Annotated in this window: 14 protein-coding genes; 8 read left to right on the top strand and 6 right to left on the bottom strand. The window is 46.6% G+C overall.

Annotation, left to right across the window (positions count from 1 at the left end; translation table 11 throughout):
* Positions 1–23: 23 nt before the first annotated feature.
* The 6 genes from plsY to PK629_07110 all read right to left on the bottom strand — a co-directional run bounded on the left by plsY (position 24) and on the right by PK629_07110 (position 6,636).
* Complete coding sequence (gene plsY, locus PK629_07085; GenBank protein HOP11237.1) at positions 24–686, bottom strand: glycerol-3-phosphate 1-O-acyltransferase PlsY; 663 nt, start codon at positions 684–686, stop codon at positions 24–26.
* A gap of 78 nt (positions 687–764) precedes the next feature.
* Entirely contained in the window at positions 765–2,090 is a 1,326-nt protein-coding gene (der, locus tag PK629_07090) for a ribosome biogenesis GTPase Der (protein ID HOP11238.1), read from the bottom strand.
* A gap of 9 nt (positions 2,091–2,099) precedes the next feature.
* Positions 2,100–3,395: a DUF512 domain-containing protein gene (locus tag PK629_07095; protein ID HOP11239.1), complete on the bottom strand. Its 1,296-nt coding sequence runs from the start codon at positions 3,393–3,395 to the stop codon at positions 2,100–2,102.
* A gap of 285 nt (positions 3,396–3,680) precedes the next feature.
* A complete protein-coding gene (gene rpmF / locus PK629_07100; protein ID HOP11240.1) occupies positions 3,681–3,872 on the bottom strand; it encodes a 50S ribosomal protein L32 in 192 nt (63 codons plus the stop codon).
* Positions 3,873–3,902: 30 nt separating this feature from the next.
* A complete protein-coding gene (locus PK629_07105) occupies positions 3,903–4,391 on the bottom strand; it encodes a DUF177 domain-containing protein (protein ID HOP11241.1) in 489 nt (162 codons plus the stop codon).
* A 79-nt stretch (positions 4,392–4,470) separates the two neighbouring features.
* Positions 4,471–6,636, bottom strand: a complete 2,166-nt coding sequence (locus tag PK629_07110; protein ID HOP11242.1) for a M28 family peptidase — start codon at positions 6,634–6,636, stop codon at positions 4,471–4,473.
* Between the two features lie 347 nt (positions 6,637–6,983).
* Here PK629_07110 and PK629_07115 point away from each other — a divergent pair, with 347 nt between their 5' ends.
* From PK629_07115 to gltA, 8 genes are all read left to right on the top strand, one after another.
* Entirely contained in the window at positions 6,984–8,159 is a 1,176-nt protein-coding gene (locus PK629_07115; GenBank protein ID HOP11243.1) for a hypothetical protein, read from the top strand.
* Between the two features lie 17 nt (positions 8,160–8,176).
* Entirely contained in the window at positions 8,177–11,056 is a 2,880-nt protein-coding gene (locus PK629_07120) for an FtsX-like permease family protein (protein ID HOP11244.1), read from the top strand.
* A 13-nt stretch (positions 11,057–11,069) separates the two neighbouring features.
* Entirely contained in the window at positions 11,070–11,765 is a 696-nt protein-coding gene (locus tag PK629_07125) for an ABC transporter ATP-binding protein (protein ID HOP11245.1), read from the top strand.
* Positions 11,746–12,801, top strand: a complete 1,056-nt coding sequence (locus PK629_07130) for an ATP-binding cassette domain-containing protein (protein HOP11246.1) — start codon at positions 11,746–11,748, stop codon at positions 12,799–12,801. Before PK629_07125 ends, PK629_07130 begins: the two co-directional genes overlap by 20 nt.
* 12 nt (positions 12,802–12,813) lie before the next feature.
* Positions 12,814–13,701 (top strand): class B sortase, encoded by an 888-nt coding sequence (locus PK629_07135; GenBank protein ID HOP11247.1) that lies wholly within the window; start codon positions 12,814–12,816, stop codon positions 13,699–13,701.
* Between the two features lie 109 nt (positions 13,702–13,810).
* Complete coding sequence (locus PK629_07140; protein HOP11248.1) at positions 13,811–15,046, top strand: AraC family transcriptional regulator; 1,236 nt, start codon at positions 13,811–13,813, stop codon at positions 15,044–15,046.
* Positions 15,047–15,070: 24 nt separating this feature from the next.
* The gene (locus tag PK629_07145; GenBank protein HOP11249.1) at positions 15,071–15,901 is read left to right on the top strand and encodes a sulfide/dihydroorotate dehydrogenase-like FAD/NAD-binding protein; all 831 of its coding nucleotides are present in this window, start codon (positions 15,071–15,073) and stop codon (positions 15,899–15,901) included.
* Between the two features lie 7 nt (positions 15,902–15,908).
* On the top strand, positions 15,909–17,294 hold the full coding sequence (gene gltA, locus PK629_07150; GenBank protein ID HOP11250.1) for an NADPH-dependent glutamate synthase: 1,386 nt from the start codon (positions 15,909–15,911) through the stop codon (positions 17,292–17,294).
* The last annotated feature ends 98 nt before the right edge of the window (positions 17,295–17,392 follow it).

Genomic DNA, 17,392 nt, shown 5'->3' on the forward strand with positions numbered 1-17,392 from the left:
TAATTTATTGATGCTTCATGATTTTACGATTCTTTTGACTTTTCGGGTTTTTTAATCACAAGCGGTTTCTCCTCACCTTTGAGAAGCCGCTTAATATTTGCTTTGTGCATGATTACGACGACAATCGCAACCAAAGCCGCCGCTGAGGTGAAAAAAATCCAGTTGGGGTCGCCGCTCAGCGTTAAAAATACATAATTGATGATCGGCAGCGAAATAGCCGCCGAAATTGAAGAAATCGAAATGATATGCGTGAACGCAAATATCAACAGAAAGACTGCCAGCGCCAGCAAGCAGATCGTCGGGTTGATTGCAAGCATCATACCGGTTGCGGCCATAACGCCTTTTCCGCCTTTAAATTTAAACCATATCGGAAACAGGTGCCCGAGTACTGCAAAGACGCCGCCGATATAACCCGCGTAATAGACCTCGCCACCCGTGAAATAGACAAACAGCAGATTGGCCGCAATTACCGAAACAATCGCTTTTCCGAGATCGCCAAGTGAAGTCAGCACCGCTGCCGGAACGCCGACACAGCGCAAAACATTTGTCATACCCGCGTTTTTGCTGCCGACCGTGCGAATATCCTTTTTCAAAAACGCTCTGCTGACCGGAATCGCAAAACAGATGCTGCCGAGCAGATAGCCGACCAACGCCGAAAGTCCCCCTGCGATCAGATACTTCACCATATAGAGCCAACCTTTCGTATATTCCGAGATGCTTTGTCCGTTTGAATTAATCCGCGAATAAGTGAACCTCTTAATCCCTTATTTTTCGTCTCCGCGTTCGCGGATGATCATTTTTACCGGCGTACCTTCCAAACCGAAAGTCGCACGAATCTGATTTTCTATATAACGCTGATAGGAATAATGAAACAGCTGCGCATTGTTGCAAAAGCATACGAATGTCGGCGGTCTCACCGAAGCCTGTGTCATATAATAGATTTTTAAACGGCGGCCTTTATCCGTGGGCGGTTGTACCCGTGCCGTTGCCTCGGCCAATAAATCGTTTAAAATACCGGTCGAGATACGCATGCTGTTTTGTTCATTGACATATTTGATCAACTCAAAAAGACGTTCAACGCGCTGTCCCGTTTTGGCGGAAATAAACAGATATGGTGCGTAGGTCATAAATGCAAACGTATCGTCTAAATCCTTTTTAAAATTGTCCATTGTATGGGTGTCTTTTTCAATCAGATCCCATTTGTTGACGACAATGATACATCCCTTGCCCGATTCATGTGCGAGTCCCGCCACCTTGGTATCTTGTTCGGTCACACCTTCGGTCGCGTCAATCATGATGACGCAGACATCAGCCCGTTCGACCGCCATCTGGCATCGCAGGACGCTGTATTTTTCAATTTGGTCATAAACACGGGATTTTCTGCGTAATCCGGCGGTGTCAATGAATGTGAATTTACCCTCTGCGTTTTCCACAACCGAATCCAGTGTGTCCCGCGTCGTGCCTGCCACATCGCTGACAATCGCCCGTTCTTCTCCCGCCAGTTTATTAAGCAGTGAAGATTTTCCCGAGTTCGGTTTCCCGATGATCGCAACTTTAATCGAATCTTCGTCTTCTTCATCGTCACCGAGTTCGCCCAAAACTTCATAGACGGCATCCAACAGGTCTCCGGTGCCATGCCCGTGAATACCCGAAACCGGATACGGATCACCCAATCCGAGGTTATAAAATTCATATAATTCAGGCGGTGCTTCACCGATATAATCACACTTGCTGACAGCAAGCAGAATCGGCTTTCCGCTTATACGCAATTTGGCAGCCACATCCTTATCCGCTGCGGTGACACCTGCAGACAAATCGGTTAAGAAAATGATCAGATCCGCACGTTCGATGGCGATTTCGGCTTGCGTGCGCATTTGGAAGAACATATCATCGGTGTCGGTGATCTCGATCCCACCCGTATCGACCAATAAAAACTTCTGTCCGCGCCACTCGCAATCGGCATAGATGCGATCTCGGGTTACGCCCGGCGTATCCAATACAATAGAAACCCGTTTCCCGACGAGTTTATTGAACAACGTGGATTTCCCAACGTTCGGGCGACCGACAATCGCCACTGTTTTTTTTGCCATACCTTTACCTCATTTGAATGCAAGCTGCTTCACCAGCTCGGCTCCGTCATTTTGTACAATTCTTATTTTTATATTTAAACGCTTTTCTAAATCATTGACGCTGATATCATCTAAAAAAACATCGGTTTTATGCTTGAACATATTTTCGCAAAGCAGTAACGCCGAAAATTCGCGCACATCCCCTGCTCCGTTTGCCACATCCTCTCCGCCGAGAAGACCGGTAACTGTGACATATCCGCCAAACAGACGATTTTTCGCCATGCGTACGACATGATTTGTTAAAAATTTCTCATTATAAGCAGTCACCAATTCGGCCATGGTCGGAAAAGCAGCTTCACCGGTTACAATCAGAAAACGCTCTGCGCTTTTTACGTTCTGCACATCTTTCAATGCTTCATAAAACTGCTCTTTTAGCAGGGTCAACATACCGACGCCGTTTTCAAGTTGGTAATAATCCTCGTAAAATTCGGGCGAAGGAAGCGGTCTTTGCGCAAGCAGATAGAATTCGTCCGCTGCCGCGATGATTCGGCTTCCGCGTTTTTGAAGCGTTTCTTTTGCAATAGATTCCGTAAAGTCAACTACCGCTTCCGCTTCGAATTTTTCAAACGGTCTGAGCGGGAAAAGACCTTCGCGATGTCCGGTCAAGCCGACCGGAATGACTGCGATCGAACAGACGTTCTGATAAGAAAGCAGGTCGTTCACGCTCTTTTCAAGCGCTTTTCCGTCATTGATACCCGGGCAGAGTACGAGTTGAAAATTCATCTCGATACCGGCTTTATCGAATTGATCCAGATAACCCAATACCTCGCCGGCGTGCGGGTTTTTCATCATTTTGACGCGCAATTCGAGATCGGTGGTGTGTACTGAGACATTCACCGGAGACAGGTGCATTTGACAGATTTTATCTGCCTCTTCATCGGTCAGGTTGGTCAGCGTGATGTAATTCCCCAAAAGATAGGAAAGCCGCTCGTCGTCGTCTTTGAAATATATGGATTCCCGCATACCTTTGGGATTTTGATCGATAAAACAAAAAATGCATTTGTTCTTGCAGCCCTTGTGTTTGTCACCGAGAAAAGTACCGAATTCCAAGCCGAGGGACTCATATTCCCCTTTGACGAACTGCAGCGTATAAGATTTTCCGGTTCGGGAAAAAACCAAGTCCACTTTGCTCTCAGTCGTATAAAACCCGTAATCCAGCGTGTCGCGGATCGAATGGCCGTTGACGCTCACGAGCATGTCGCCGCCGCGCACACCGTGATTGGCGCATATGCTGTTTTCGGTCACGCCGACAATTTCAATACTCATCTGATTACCATCCTTAAATCCCTGCTTGCAGTGGGATTTCTCCGCGGCGAAGTTGAAATTTGGTTTATGAAGGCTATTATCAGTCTGAGATTCTTCAACTTTGCGCACGGGGTGCGCTGCGTTCAGAATGACAAATCAATTTTAAACACTCTACGGGGAGTTTGGAACGTAAGATACAAACTTTCTACTTGAAAACATATTTCAATAAAAATATGTTTTTAAGTTTTTTACGCAAAAAAGGAGAGGATATTGACCCTCCCCTTATCGCAGTCGCTTTACCTGAGATTACTTCTTTTCCTCTTCGTGGGATACGACTTCTTTATCGCCGTAATAACCGCAGTTGCCGCAAACCTTATGCGGAACGGTCAACTCTTTGCAGTGAGGGCATTTGACCAGCGTCGGCGCATCGAGCTTCCAAACGTTTGAACGACGCTTGTCTCTGCGTGTGCTGGAAACTCTCCTCTTAGGTACAGCCATTTCTTTTTCCTCCTAAATGTTATGAAAAAATCAGTCGCCCGAAATGTCCTCATCTTCAAACAATACGGGTTTCGGGTTGTCACATCCGCAGGATCCGTTGTTGAGATTACCTCCGCAGTTGATACACAGTCCCTTGCAGTTTTCCTTACACAGTCTCCGCTGCGGCACACAGAACATCATATCGTCCCAGACAATGGGATTGAGTTCGAGGCGTCCGTTTGCGTCAGGCTTTATGATGTCTCCGAGTTCCGATTCGGAATCAAAAAGCTTGTGTGAAAAAATCTCGCTGTGAGCCTGCTCGAATTCTTCGGTGCAGCGGTCACATTCAAGGGTCAGGATAAAATCCACGGAGAGTTCAAGCATGATGTCGCCGCTGTCATTACATGCGGTCGCTTTTACCGTGACCGGATGATTTACAATCGGTGATATCTCGCTCTGCCACTCAATAAAGTCGCAGATCCCCTCGCGTTTTACCTTCGCGCCCGGATTATCAATCAAATCAGAGATGTCAATAAACATGGAAATCCCCCCAAGAACGCAAAAGCGTGGATAATTATATCACCGTGTCAAAATAATGTCAACCCCGAAAAATCAAGATTTAATCGAAATATCCCTCGAATTTTTCAAAGGCGGGCGTCAGTTTTTTTACCTCTCCCGCAAACAACCGGCAGGAAACTGCGCGAGATTCAAAAGCCGAAACTACGTTTTCGGTTTGCGTGTCGTAAAACTCATCAAGTGAATCTAATTCTTCGATAAAATCGGTTGATGTGAAACTGGCGTTTCGTTTTAAATACAAATCCCGCAGCGTATCATAAATATCCGGTATCGTGTAAAACTGTGCATCAGCCCAATACAGTGTTTTCTTGCTGCCGTTATTTATAACTCCGGCAATTGAATTACAGACAGACGCGTCAAACAGGAAGGTATATTTCAATTCACCGATCGTTTGGCAGGTTTCTATGCAGGTCGATACTTTCCCCTGCTCAAACTGAACGAGCGCTGTTTCCATTTTTGAGGCATAATCTAATGGAATTTCATAGGAACTCTGTTTTCGGTTCCGGCTGTTTAACACAAAAAATGTAGAATCAATTCTCATAAAGAACTTACGCATTTCCGCATTCAGCTCAAAAGCCGATGAATAAATACGTCCCGCTTTGTTATATTCTCCCGCAGCGACGGCATCTTCATACGCCGTATTGATGTTCCGGACATAATAATTCATAATCTGCGCCTGTACCGTTGCGACATATTCGGCGTTTTCCATCTCTGTAATATCAATTCCGAACTCTAGGAGCGCTGTTTCGTCTACATCTTGATTTAAATTGGTGAAAAACGGGAGGAAATTGTATGGAATTACAGCTGTTTGATCGAAAGCAAGAAGCAGTTTTGCATAGAGTTCATAACTGTACCGAAAGATCTCGGCATCATATCGGTTTGTATTATCCAAATTCGTATGACGAAAATTCACGGCGAATTCACTTACATCAAGATCCAGGCCGACTGTGGGAATACCGATCGATTCGAAGATGTACCCGCTCTCACCGCCAATGATATTATTGCTGATCGTAACACCGTTTTCAAACGTTCCCGTCAAATCCGAAAGCGTATTGCTCACAAAGGTCTCCAATCCGACGCTGACCGCTAACGGATAACTCGTACCGTGATCTGCGGCAGGCATAGTGATATCGATATGCACCGTGTTGCCTGAAGTCCATTCGGCATGTGTTTGCGTCAGTTGAATATAAGCACCGTAAGAAGTAGAATAATCGGTGTTGCGTTTCGCAAATTCCGAACCGCCGTATGCGACAAACACCAATGTTTTTTGCGGGGTATATCCGCTGTTTTTGACTGCTTGCGCAAGACCGAGCAGCAATGCGACACTGCAGCAATTTTCATTATAACCGTAATAAAACCGATCGTAATCCGCTGTAATGATGATTCTGGAATTTTCATCGAGCCCCGGAATATACCCGACAACATTATAACCGGTCGAATTATCGGTGAACCCAAAATCGGTATTAAGCGTCACTACGACCGCGCTCTCGTTTTCAACTGCATCTTCATAGGCGCCAAGCAGCACCTGAGCGTCTGTTTCCGTCATATTTAAAACTGCCATGGACGACGTCACAGAATACGTATCCGAAAAATAAGCAGTCGCCAGTTGTTCGTCTTCCTCAGAATTTGTAAAAGCTGTGATTAAAGCGGCAGCACCATGAGCTCGCGCTTGTTCAATCACATATTTGATTGTGTTATCGTCCTGATTATCGAGAATTGCCAAAACCGCTTTCCCTTTTACAGTTACATCCTCATATTCATCAGCAGAACCGTTTCCGACACTGATCAGGGTCAGACGTTGTTCTCCGGAACTATCGGATGGTAATGCCGAAAGCCGAAAGCTTACGACCTCACCCTGTTCTGTGCGATAACTGAGTTGAGCCGAACGAAAGGAGAACGAAGAACAGGAAAATTCCTCTTTTGCGACTCCGCTTAATCCAAGCTGTGACATTTTTGAGCTGATTAAATCTGCTGTCTGAGTTGCAGACTGTGATCCCGAAAGCGCAAAACCAAGTTCACTTTCAACATATGCAGACATTGTCTGTGCAAAAGATATATTTAAATCGTCGGGAATCTGTTGAATTAGAGCCTCATAAGCCCTGTCTTCTGAGATTTCAACGGATTTATACTCGCTTGCACAGCCGGAAAACGCCGCCCCAGTCGTCAATATGATGATTAATATAATTGATATCAGTGTTTTTTTATGCATCCCTTTTAACCGCATTTCTATTATAATAATGAACATCGTAAATTTGAATTTTTTATTTGCCGTCTTTTTATCTGACGCCGCCAATAATGCTACCTCAAAATCGATAAAATGTCAAGAATACACAGTTTATCAATAAATTTATAACAATTCGTTTTAATATGTTAAGATTATGTGAAGTCATAGTAAAATTATTCTCTCTTTATTGTAATATTTTAACTTCGAAAACCTCATTTGTGATGAAAACCCAAATTTTGAGTTTGACTCTTGACTTCTTCCGTGTAAAAACTGTATAATTGCTTGCGTCACGAAGAGTTACGTAAGCTATTTTTCCATTCGGAGGTTATATTGTGAAAAGGTACATCGGCATTTTTTCTGCTACGGTTCTTGCACTCTTCATCGCTTTCGGAAGCGGATGTTCTCTGTTACCGACAGAGGAAGAACTTCTGCCTCCGAAACTCGTCTCCGCCGCTGCGCTCAATTATACGACCGTCACCGTCGAAAAGGGAACCATTATTAACGAAATTGCCGGAGACGCCGTATTCAGAACATATGATACTGTGAATGCAGCTTTTACGGTTGACGGTACGGTTTATTCCAGAGACGTTGAAATCAATCAAAAGGTCAGCAAGGGTGACTTGATTGCCGTGCTCGCCGAAAATGCAGATTATAAACTTCAGCTCTCCACGAAACAGCGGGAAGTCAACTCGTTAAAAATTGAAATGGACACCGCTTATGAAAATTCACAGGGCGGCGGAGAAGTTGCATTGCTTAAACTCGCACTGGAACAGGAAGAATATAATCTTTCTGTTATCCAAGGCGGAGGGACCCTCAGCGACGGCACCACGCTTGAAGGACAACAGCTAAAGGTTCAAATCGCACAACAGACCTATGACAACGCAATTGCTACCGCTGAAAACACTTATGTTGTCTCAAAAGCAAATTACGATCTGGCCTTGGAGGAACTTGCTGCGATTCAGGCCAAATACGATGCTTGCTTTTTATATGCGCCGATCACCGGAATCTGCACTTGGACGAACAGCGTACAACCCGGTAAAACAATCGCCGCAAACGCCGATTTCGCCACTTTCACACCCGCTAAATCCATCGTTCTGGCTTATTCCAGTATCAAAGATATTTCTGAATTCGTCGAAGTCGGCACTGAGTTCAATGTCACGTTTAACGGAACCGACTACGTCGGCACCGTGACCCAAACACCTCAAACACAGCCTGCGGGTGCAATGTATAATGTGAAATATATGTATTTCCTCAATGTAAAAGGAATCGATATGGCCGACGCTAATCTGCTCGGTCAAAGCGTCGCTATCAATTTAGTCCTTGACAGCCGTGAGGACACTTTCGTGGTTGATACAACTCAGCTCTCCTACGACAACGGCGTATATTACCTCAATCTGCTCGTAGACGGACTTCCGATTCTTACGGAAGTCACACTCGGTATTTCCAATGATACACAAACCGAAATTCTCAGCGGGCTCTCCGTCGGGGATCAGATCATCATCGGTTAGATAGGAGGCACATCGATTTGTCTCTCTTGGTATTTCGCAAACTCCTGAATAATCGGTGGATGTTTGTCTGCCTTTTCATCGGCTTTCTGATCATCGCGACCGTCGTCAGCAGTATCCCTATGTATACCAATGCGATTCTGCAGAGGGTTTTAATTCTTGATCTTCAGGAATATCAGGTAAAATACACTCAATATCCCGGAACTTATCAGGTCACTCAAACCTACAACTACAGTACGCAGCCATTTAATGTCTACGACGACTACATCACTTCAACGTTGTCTGCTCAAATTAGCGTTCCGACAGTCGCCGATGTCACTCGTGTTGAAATGGGTCGGCGTTCCTATGCAAAAACGCCCTATTCGTCAGAATCAATCATTCAAACCGTCAACGTCACCGCGCTGCAGGATTTCAACAATAAAGTTCAGGTCATCACAGGGCGCTTAGCCGAACCCGGCCTTGTCGACGGCGCATACGAGGTCACGGTCAGCCAATATACCATGAAAACTATGATGTTGCAGCTCGGCCAAGAATATCTGTTCACTGTTCCCTTTTCACCCGCCGAACTCTTTGCTTCCGATGACCCGGGCGCTTATTATAAATTCCGTGTCGTCGGTGTCGTAACCCCTATCGATATCAATGATCCCTATTGGTTTATGGATATGTCCACTTATAATCAGGACATATTTATGGATTTTGATACCGCTGTCTCCGACTTCTCCGATAATAATTACATCACCGAATCAATCTGGTACAAAGCATATGATTATACACAGATTAAGATTTCGGATATCCGTGATATCATCAACACGCTGGATATGCAGAAGCAGCAATATATCGAAATGGGCAGCGGTACGAGATTTACCATGCCCACAATCGACATTATGAAAAATTATCTCGAGCGTGAAGCCAACTTGCAGATCACCCTTTGGGTTCTGATTCTGCCGGTGCTTGTATTGATGTGCTTTTATATCTTTATGGTCTCTAAAATGAAACTCGAAAGCGAGACCAACGAGATTGCCGTCTTGAAAAGCCGTGGGGCTAGCCGAATGCAAATCTTCGGCGGGTACATCATGGAATGGGGAATACTTGCGGGTCTGTCCATGATATTCGGCCCGCTGCTGGGATATTGCAGCTGCTATATCCTTGGTTCTTCCAACGGATTTTTGGATTTCGTTGTCCGAAAGGCTCTCCCTGTCTCTATCGACTGGATGGCATATCTCTACGCTCTGATTGCAATGGTACTCTTTGCGGTCGCCATGTTGATTCCGGCTTTTTCCGCTTCCAAGCTCAGCATCGTGGAACACAAACAACTGTCTGCACGTTCCGCTAAAACTCCGCTTTGGCAAAAACTCGGCCTTGACTTTATCCTGTGCGGCGCATCGATTTACGGTCTCGTCCGTTACCAGAGCATTCTGGACAGCTTGACCACCAAGGGTGCAACGGTTGCGGCAATGGGCATCGATCCGTTAATGTTCATCATCACCTCCGCTTTCATGCTGGGCGTCGGTTTGTTGTTCCTCAGAGTATATCCCTATATCGTACAGTTCCTATTCTTCTTGGGCAAGAAAAAATGGTCACCGCCGTATTACTCGTCGTTCATCCGCATCGGCAGATCGGGCAGCAAAGAAATTTTCGTTATGCTGTTTATTATCTATTCGATCTCAGTCGGTATCTTTTCCGCCAATTCGGCAAGAACCATCAATAACAACCTCGTAGACCGTTATGAATATCTCAGCGGTGCCGATGTTGTAGCCACTATTGATACTTCAATGTTAAAATCGGCGCTTGATACGGAAGCTATTGCCGCCGATAATGACTGTATTGAAGCTGCCGCAGAAGTCATCTATATACCTCAGGATTCCGATGATTTCGTAATCAAACTCGGCAACCAGAAATTGAATGCCTTCTCGCTGATGGGTATTGAGCCTTATTCGTTCGGCACTACTACAACACTGCGGACGGATCTGCTCCCCTATCACATCAATGAGTATTTAAATCTGATTAACGGCGCTCAATCGGCTGTGCTGCTCTCTTCCGATTTTGCCGAAAGCGTTGCGGTGGGTGATGTTCTCACTCTTGACGGTCCGAACGGAATTTCCATGTCTTGCATCGTCTATGGCTTCGTCGACTACTGGCCCGGTTATCAAAAAACTGTCTATACCGACGGCGTCGCAGAAAACAAATCGTTGGTCGTCATTAATTCGTCTTTCCTCAAACTCCATTATGCTGATACATATGATAACTACGTTCAGCTTTGGATGAAACGTAAAGACGGCTCCACCACGGATGATTTCATCTCTGCAATGTCTAAATCGATTCCTTTTGCCGCTGCGACCGAATCCGCTACAAATGATTTGATGGCAAAGATCAATGCCGGAGATATTAATGTTGACTACGGTTCTCTTGCCGTTACGAATTTGCAATACGCTTCACAAGAAATCGTTAAAGTGAAAAACGATCCGACAATTCAGGGCTTTAACGGCATGCTCTCGCTGGTATTTTTGATCACGATGGGTATAACTACCGTGGGTTTCCTGATTTACTGGATTCTCTCGCTCAGAAGTCGAACGCTTCAATTCGGTATCTACCGCGCAATCGGTATGTCCCAACGCAGCGTGATGGGAATGATCGGCGTGGAACAGGTTCTTGTGTCCATCATGTCCATTTTGTTCGGATTACTGCTCGGCGACGTGACAAGTTTACTCTTCATTCGCTTGTTCGAGATGGTGAATACCGCAGAAGAACGCATCATCCCGTTCCGGGTTTTCCATCAATTGTCCGATTATCTGAAAATATATCTCGTTATCGCAATCATGCTTGCCATTGGCATCGGAGTCTTAGTCCGTGTGATTTCTTCGATTAAGATTGATCAGGCCCTTAAACTGGGCGAAGATTGATGGAGGTGAGCATATGAACGACACGATTATAAAATCCACCGATATCATCCGAGACTTTGACACTTCAGGCGGAATCGTACATGTTCTTCGGGGAATCTCTGTTGAAATCCCAAATGACAAGCTCACGATTTTCCGCGGCCGTTCGGGTTCAGGCAAAACTACGCTCATCAACATGCTGGGTGCATTGGATTACCCGACTTCGGGCAAAATCTGGTTTCAGGATAAAGAGATTACGACGCTTTCCTCGTTGGAACAGGATAAACTACGCCGTCACGACTACGGGTTCGTTTTCCAGTCCACAGCTTTGATCGGCATCATGACAGCCTATGAAAACGTCGAGTTTGCCCTGCGTGTGTCCGGTATGACCGATCCCGTTGAACGCAAAGAACGTGCTATGCATTGTCTTGGATTAGTCGACCTCGGAAAACGCGCCAATCACATGCCCGGCGAAATGTCCGGCGGCGAACAACAGCGTGTTGCTATCGCAAGAGCAATCGCCCACAGACCCAAAGTCATTTTTGCGGATGAACCGACTGCGGCTTTGGATACACAAATGGGCCTTCAGGTTATGGGTGTGTTTAAACTTCTGATCGAACGTGAGGGCGTTACGATTATCATGACAACCCACGATCCCAATATGATGGAGGTCGCGGATAAGGTTTATACTTTGGAGGACGGTGTTATTATCGATGAAAAAGTCAACAACTGAAGAATTGAATAACACAGTTGCCGAAGTGAAACCGGAACCGATGGCTGAATCGATAGAGACATCCGATGGTAAACCGGAACCGATGGTTTACTGCGAAAACCTGGTCAAAATCTTTAAGACCGGTGAGATTGAAGTTATCGCGCTGCAGGGGCTTGACCTGACCATCGAAAAGGGTGAATTGACAGCAATTATCGGTAATTCCGGTTCCGGTAAATCCACACTGCTGAACCTGCTGGGCGGCCTTGACCGGCCTTCTGCGGGGATTTTGAGGGTTAACGGACAAAACCTTTTAAAGTTTTCTGAACAGCAGATGGTGGAATATAAACGCCGTACCGTGGGTTTTGTTTGGCAAAACAATGCGCGAAATCTGATCCCTTATCTTACCGCACAGCAGAATATCGAACTCCCGCTGTCGATTGTAGATCCGCATATGCCGCGTCAAAAACGCGTTGATCGAGCAAAAGAACTGCTGGATATGGTCGGTCTTTCCCACCGGCTGGGCAACAAACTCAGCCAACTGTCCGGCGGCGAACAACAGCGTGTCGCTATCGCCTTGGCACTGGCCAATAACCCCGCTCTGCTGCTGGCTGATGAACCGACCGGCGCTGTTGATACGGCAACCGTCGCCATGATCCTTGATATCTTTAACCGACTAAACCGTGAACTCGGACTGACCATTGTTATCGTCACCCACGACCGACAGCTCTCTCGTAAAGTCAACCGTGTCGTTGCGATCCGTGACGGACGAACCAGCAGCGAATTCATCCGCTATAACTATGCCGATGAGATCGCGGCCAATACAAAACGCCTTGAAAACACCAATCTCAACTTCAACATCGAATCCCACGAAGAATTTGTGGTTCTTGACCGAACCGGCCGCCTGCAGATTCCGAAAGAATATTTGGAACAAATGAATTTAAAAGGTGGAAATAAGTTGAAAATGAGCATGACTGATGATACAATAATATTGGAACGTCCGCAGGATAAACCGGAAGAATCAAAGCCGCAGGATAAGGACGGATCCGATAACGTTTAAAGGGGGATGTGAATGAAAAAGTTCACAAAGGCCGTTTTCCCGATTTATCTCATTGTATCGATGCTTGTGTTCTCACTCTTCGGATGTGCGGCTCCCGTGCCTGCCTCCTCCGGAATATCTATCTCCGTTCCCGAGGAACAAGTGAGCAACATTGTAACCGGAAATCCGCCTGCTCTCAATGTCAAAACCGAATATACAACGGACGAACTTGAAGGTTATCACGAGATTAACGCTGATTTTATCGGAATTTTCGAAATTCCGGGAATCAATCTGAAAGAACTGGTCGTTGATGCCCCTGATAACAGCTATTATATGCGCAAGGACCTCGAGGGCAATTATCGCCACGAGGGTATTTTGTTTTTCGATTATCGCTGTCTGACTGACGGATATTTCGGCTATAATACCATCCTCTACGGCCACAATATCGGCAAGAGCAAATACAGCGATCTGATGTTCGGAAAACTGGTCAAATATCGCGAAGGCGACACTTATCTGACGGCAAATATCTTTAAATTCACCGCATATAACGGCTATACATACTATTTTCAACTCTTCTCCGGTTATGACACTTCGCCCTCATCCAACGGCGATCCCTATTTCTGTGTTACGCTCGACTTTGAGCAGGACAAGACCTTCCACTTCACCGATATGCGCCGATATCAACAGTTCTCCGGTTTCATTCAAGCGGCTTTTGAACGCTCGGATTTTACGACACCCGATCTTGAAGTCGGTTTTTATGACAAAGTTCTTACCTTGATCACTTGCGTCTACGATTATGATAACTGGCGTTATACCCTTCAGGCCAAACTGATGCACACCGATGAAGTAGCCGCATATTTAGCCGAACATCCCGAAATGGCAACACCCGGAGAGATCATCGGAAATCCCGAACCATATTGATTCATCCATATGAATTGAAAACGGCGCACCTTTGGGTGTGCCGTTTTTCTGCTTGTCATTTTCGGCAGTATATTGTATAATTTATATATCTGTGATTGGAGGTGCGGACATGCAGGAACAGCTTCTGGAACGGTGTGCGGAAAACGCCGGACACTTGTTTGAGCTCTGCAACGTCCCCATCCGCATCTTCGATACCTATGACCGTATTTTTGCCGACCGAGATTCCGAAGATCAGAAACAGTTTTTTTGTTCTTTTTGCGGATATAAAAAATGCAATCCCGAAAATACCCATTTTTACGGCTGTAACGAAGCTTATCGCTGGAATGGAAAATATATTTATTACTGCCCCATTGGTCTGTTATTCTGCGCTTCTTCGGTTACCGATGATACGGGAAAGATGCAGGCCGGTATGGTTGGGGGACCTGTCGTCATGGGCGAGCAGAAAGATTCCCTCGTTGAAATAAAAGATGCAAATACCCGTAAATCCGCTCAAAAACTGCCGGTTTTTACCCCGCAGAAAGTCAATGCGCTGTCTTCATGCCTGTTGTCGTGTGCAGTTCTTTCTTCTGGCGTCGCCTACGGTTTGGCCGGCAGTTTTGTCTATGAACAGGAAAAGCAGCTCAACGCCATTTTTTCTGCCCACAGCGACATTTTGGGCGAACAGGAATGCACTTACCCCATCGAATACGAAAAAGCCCTGCACCGCTTGATCATTGAACATGACAAGAGCGGTGCGCAGGCGTTGTTAAACGAACTGCTCGGCTTTATCTATTTCTCCAGCAACTACGATCTGGAAACCATTCGCGAGCGCTCGGTGGAACTTGTGGTTTTGCTTTCGCGATCCATTATTGACGCCGGAGCTGACGCAAAAGAGATCTTTTTATCCAACAGCGGCTATATTCATGAGATCGAACAATTTACCTCGGTCGAACAATTAAACGTCTGGCTCAGTGTGATGCTACACCGCTTTATCAACTACACTTTCGATTTTACACAAGTGAAACATTCAGACGTGGTCTTCAAAGCGATGAACTACATCAAAGCCAATTATGCGGGAAAAATTACGCTGGACGACATCGCAAAGCACGTCTTTTTGAGCCGTTCTTATCTCAGCACGGTATTCAAGGACGATACCGGCATGAGTGTGACCGATTATATCAAACACACTCGAATTGAAAAAAGCAAACTGTTTCTGCTTGACAACCATATTAAGCTTGCCGATATCGCCGCACTCTGCGGATTTGAGGATCAGAGCTATTTCACTAAGGTCTTTCGCAGCGAGGTCGGTATCTCACCGAAAAAATACCGCGACAGCGGCGGACGTATTGTCAATATAAACCCATAAATCGAAAAGGAGAACAAACCATTCATGCATGAGATTCTCGAAAAAAGAGCCCTAAACGCCAACACTTGGCTGATGCGCATTCACGCCCCGCTGGTTGCCAAACGCTGCGAACCGGGACAGTTTATTATTTTCCGCATCGATGAGCAAGGGGAGCGTGTCCCGCTGACCATCGCTGATTACGACCGGGCAAGCGACAGCGTAACGATTATTTTTCAGGCGATCGGCGCTTCCACAATCGCATTGTCAAAACTAAACCAAGGTGATTTTATATCTGATTTCGCGGGGCCTCTCGGAAACGCTTCCAAATTGGAGGGGCACAAAAACGTCGCAATCATCGGCGGCGGCGTCGGCTGCGCCATCGCTTACCCTCAGGCCAAGAAGCTTTTCGGCATGGGGTGTAAAGTGGATTTGATTGCAGGATTTCGCAGCAAAGATATCGTTATGCTTGAAGATGAGATGCGTGCGAACAGCACCCACCTGTTCATTACGACCGACGACGGAAGCTACGGAGAGAAGGGTTTGGTAACCGATAAACTGAAAGCCTTGATCGAGAGCGGCGAAAAATACGATGAGGTTATTGCCATCGGTCCTGTTATCATGATGAAATTTGTCACGCTGACCGCCAAGGCCTACGGCATTCCCGTCACAGTCAGCCTGAATCCGATTATGGTCGACGGTACCGGTATGTGCGGCGGCTGTCGGGTTACTGTGGGCGGCGAGACCAAATTCGCCTGCGTCGACGGTCCGGAATTCGACGGATATCAAGTCGATTTCGACGAGCTGATGCGCCGCAATACCGCTTATAAGACACATGAGTCCGAAGCGTCCCACAAATGCCGTTTAATAAAGGAGTAATATTCCCATGCCTAATATGAATCCTAAAAAGACCCCTTCCCCGGAACAAGCGCCCGATCGGCGCATCAACAATTTTAAGGAAGTTGCACTCGGCTATGATGAACAACAAGCCATCGAAGAAGCCGCACGCTGCATCGAATGCAAAAACCCGAAATGTGTCTCCGGCTGCCCGGTGAACGTCCAAATTCCGCAATTTATTAAACAGATCAAAGACGAGAATTTTCTCGGTGCTTACGATACGATTTACGGCACCAATTCCCTGCCCGCCGTCTGCGGTCGCGTCTGCCCACAGGAAAGCCAATGTGAGGGACTTTGCGTTCGCGGAATCAAAGGCGAACCGGTGGGAATCGGCCGTTTAGAGCGATTTGCCGCCGATTACGCAGCCAAACAAGGACATAATGCACCGATCAAAAAAGAAAACAGCAAGGATAAAAAAGTTGCGGTCGTCGGATCAGGCCCCGCAGGTCTTGCGTGTGCAGCGGAACTTGTGAAACGCGGTTACGGTGTAACGGTTTTCGAGGCCTTTCACAAGTTCGGAGGCGTTTTGGCCTACGGGATCCCGGAATTCCGTCTGCCGAAATCCATTGTCGCTGATGAAGTGGACAAACTTCGTGATCTCGGTGTACAGTTTCAGGCAAACGCCATTATCGGAAAATCTTTGACCATCGACGACTTATTCGAAGAGGGTTACAAAGCCGTATTTCTCGGAACCGGCGCAGGTCTGCCGAAGTTTTTGGGCATCCCCGGCGAAAATCTGATCGGTGTTTTCAGCGCCAACGAATATCTGACCCGTATTAACCTGATGAAGGCCTTTTCCGATGGATATGATACCCCCGTTTTAAAATTCGACCGCGTTGCCGTGGTAGGTGGCGGAAACGTAGCAATGGATGCCGCACGCTGTGCAAGACGTATGGGCAGTGAGGTTTATCTGGTCTACCGGCGCACCGAAAATGAAATGCCGGCCAGAGCCGAAGAACGCCATCACGCCAAAGAAGAGGGCATTCTCTTTCAGACATTGACCGCCCCGATTGAGGTTGTCGGCGACAAAGACGGTATGGTAACCGGTTTAAAATGCCGCAAGATGGCACTCGGCGAACCCGACGCCAGCGGAAGAGCCAGGCCGGTTGAAGTTCCCGGCAGCGATTTTGTCCTTGAGACCGACGCTGTGATTGCCGCAATCGGCACCTCCCCCAACCCCATCATCGCAAAAAGCACGAAAGACATTACATTTGACCGTCACGGCTGCGCTGTGGTCGGTGAGAACTCCCTAATGACCACAAGACCCGGCGTATTTGCCGGGGGTGATCTTGTCAGCGGTGCGGCGACCGTCATTCTGGCAATGGGGGCGGGCAAACAGGCGGCGGCGGAGATCGACGAGTATCTGAGTGAATAATTAAATTAGCCCGATCAATAATTAAAACAGCGGTTTTGACCGCTGTTTTAATTTTCGGTATTTTTTATGTATGACCGAGGAAAAATAGGATATATCTT

It is taken from the genome of Oscillospiraceae bacterium (assembly GCA_035380125.1).
In the GTDB taxonomy this organism is placed as follows: Bacteria; Bacillota; Clostridia; order Oscillospirales; family JAKOTC01; genus DAOPZJ01.

Coding starts and splice junctions, on each gene's coding strand:
- PK629_07135 (HOP11247.1), top strand. CDS start 12,814: ATGAAAAAGTTCACAAAGGCCGTTTTCCCGATTTATCTCATTGTATCG.
- plsY (HOP11237.1), bottom strand. CDS start 686: ATGGTGAAGTATCTGATCGCAGGGGGACTTTCGGCGTTGGTCGGCTAT.
- rpmF (HOP11240.1), bottom strand. CDS start 3,872: ATGGCTGTACCTAAGAGGAGAGTTTCCAGCACACGCAGAGACAAGCGT.
- PK629_07130 (HOP11246.1), top strand. CDS start 11,746: ATGAAAAAGTCAACAACTGAAGAATTGAATAACACAGTTGCCGAAGTG.
- gltA (HOP11250.1), top strand. CDS start 15,909: ATGCCTAATATGAATCCTAAAAAGACCCCTTCCCCGGAACAAGCGCCC.
- PK629_07140 (HOP11248.1), top strand. CDS start 13,811: ATGCAGGAACAGCTTCTGGAACGGTGTGCGGAAAACGCCGGACACTTG.
- der (HOP11238.1), bottom strand. CDS start 2,090: ATGGCAAAAAAAACAGTGGCGATTGTCGGTCGCCCGAACGTTGGGAAA.
- PK629_07145 (HOP11249.1), top strand. CDS start 15,071: ATGCATGAGATTCTCGAAAAAAGAGCCCTAAACGCCAACACTTGGCTG.
- PK629_07125 (HOP11245.1), top strand. CDS start 11,070: ATGAACGACACGATTATAAAATCCACCGATATCATCCGAGACTTTGAC.
- PK629_07110 (HOP11242.1), bottom strand. CDS start 6,636: ATGCATAAAAAAACACTGATATCAATTATATTAATCATCATATTGACG.
- PK629_07095 (HOP11239.1), bottom strand. CDS start 3,395: ATGAGTATTGAAATTGTCGGCGTGACCGAAAACAGCATATGCGCCAAT.
- PK629_07105 (HOP11241.1), bottom strand. CDS start 4,391: ATGTTTATTGACATCTCTGATTTGATTGATAATCCGGGCGCGAAGGTA.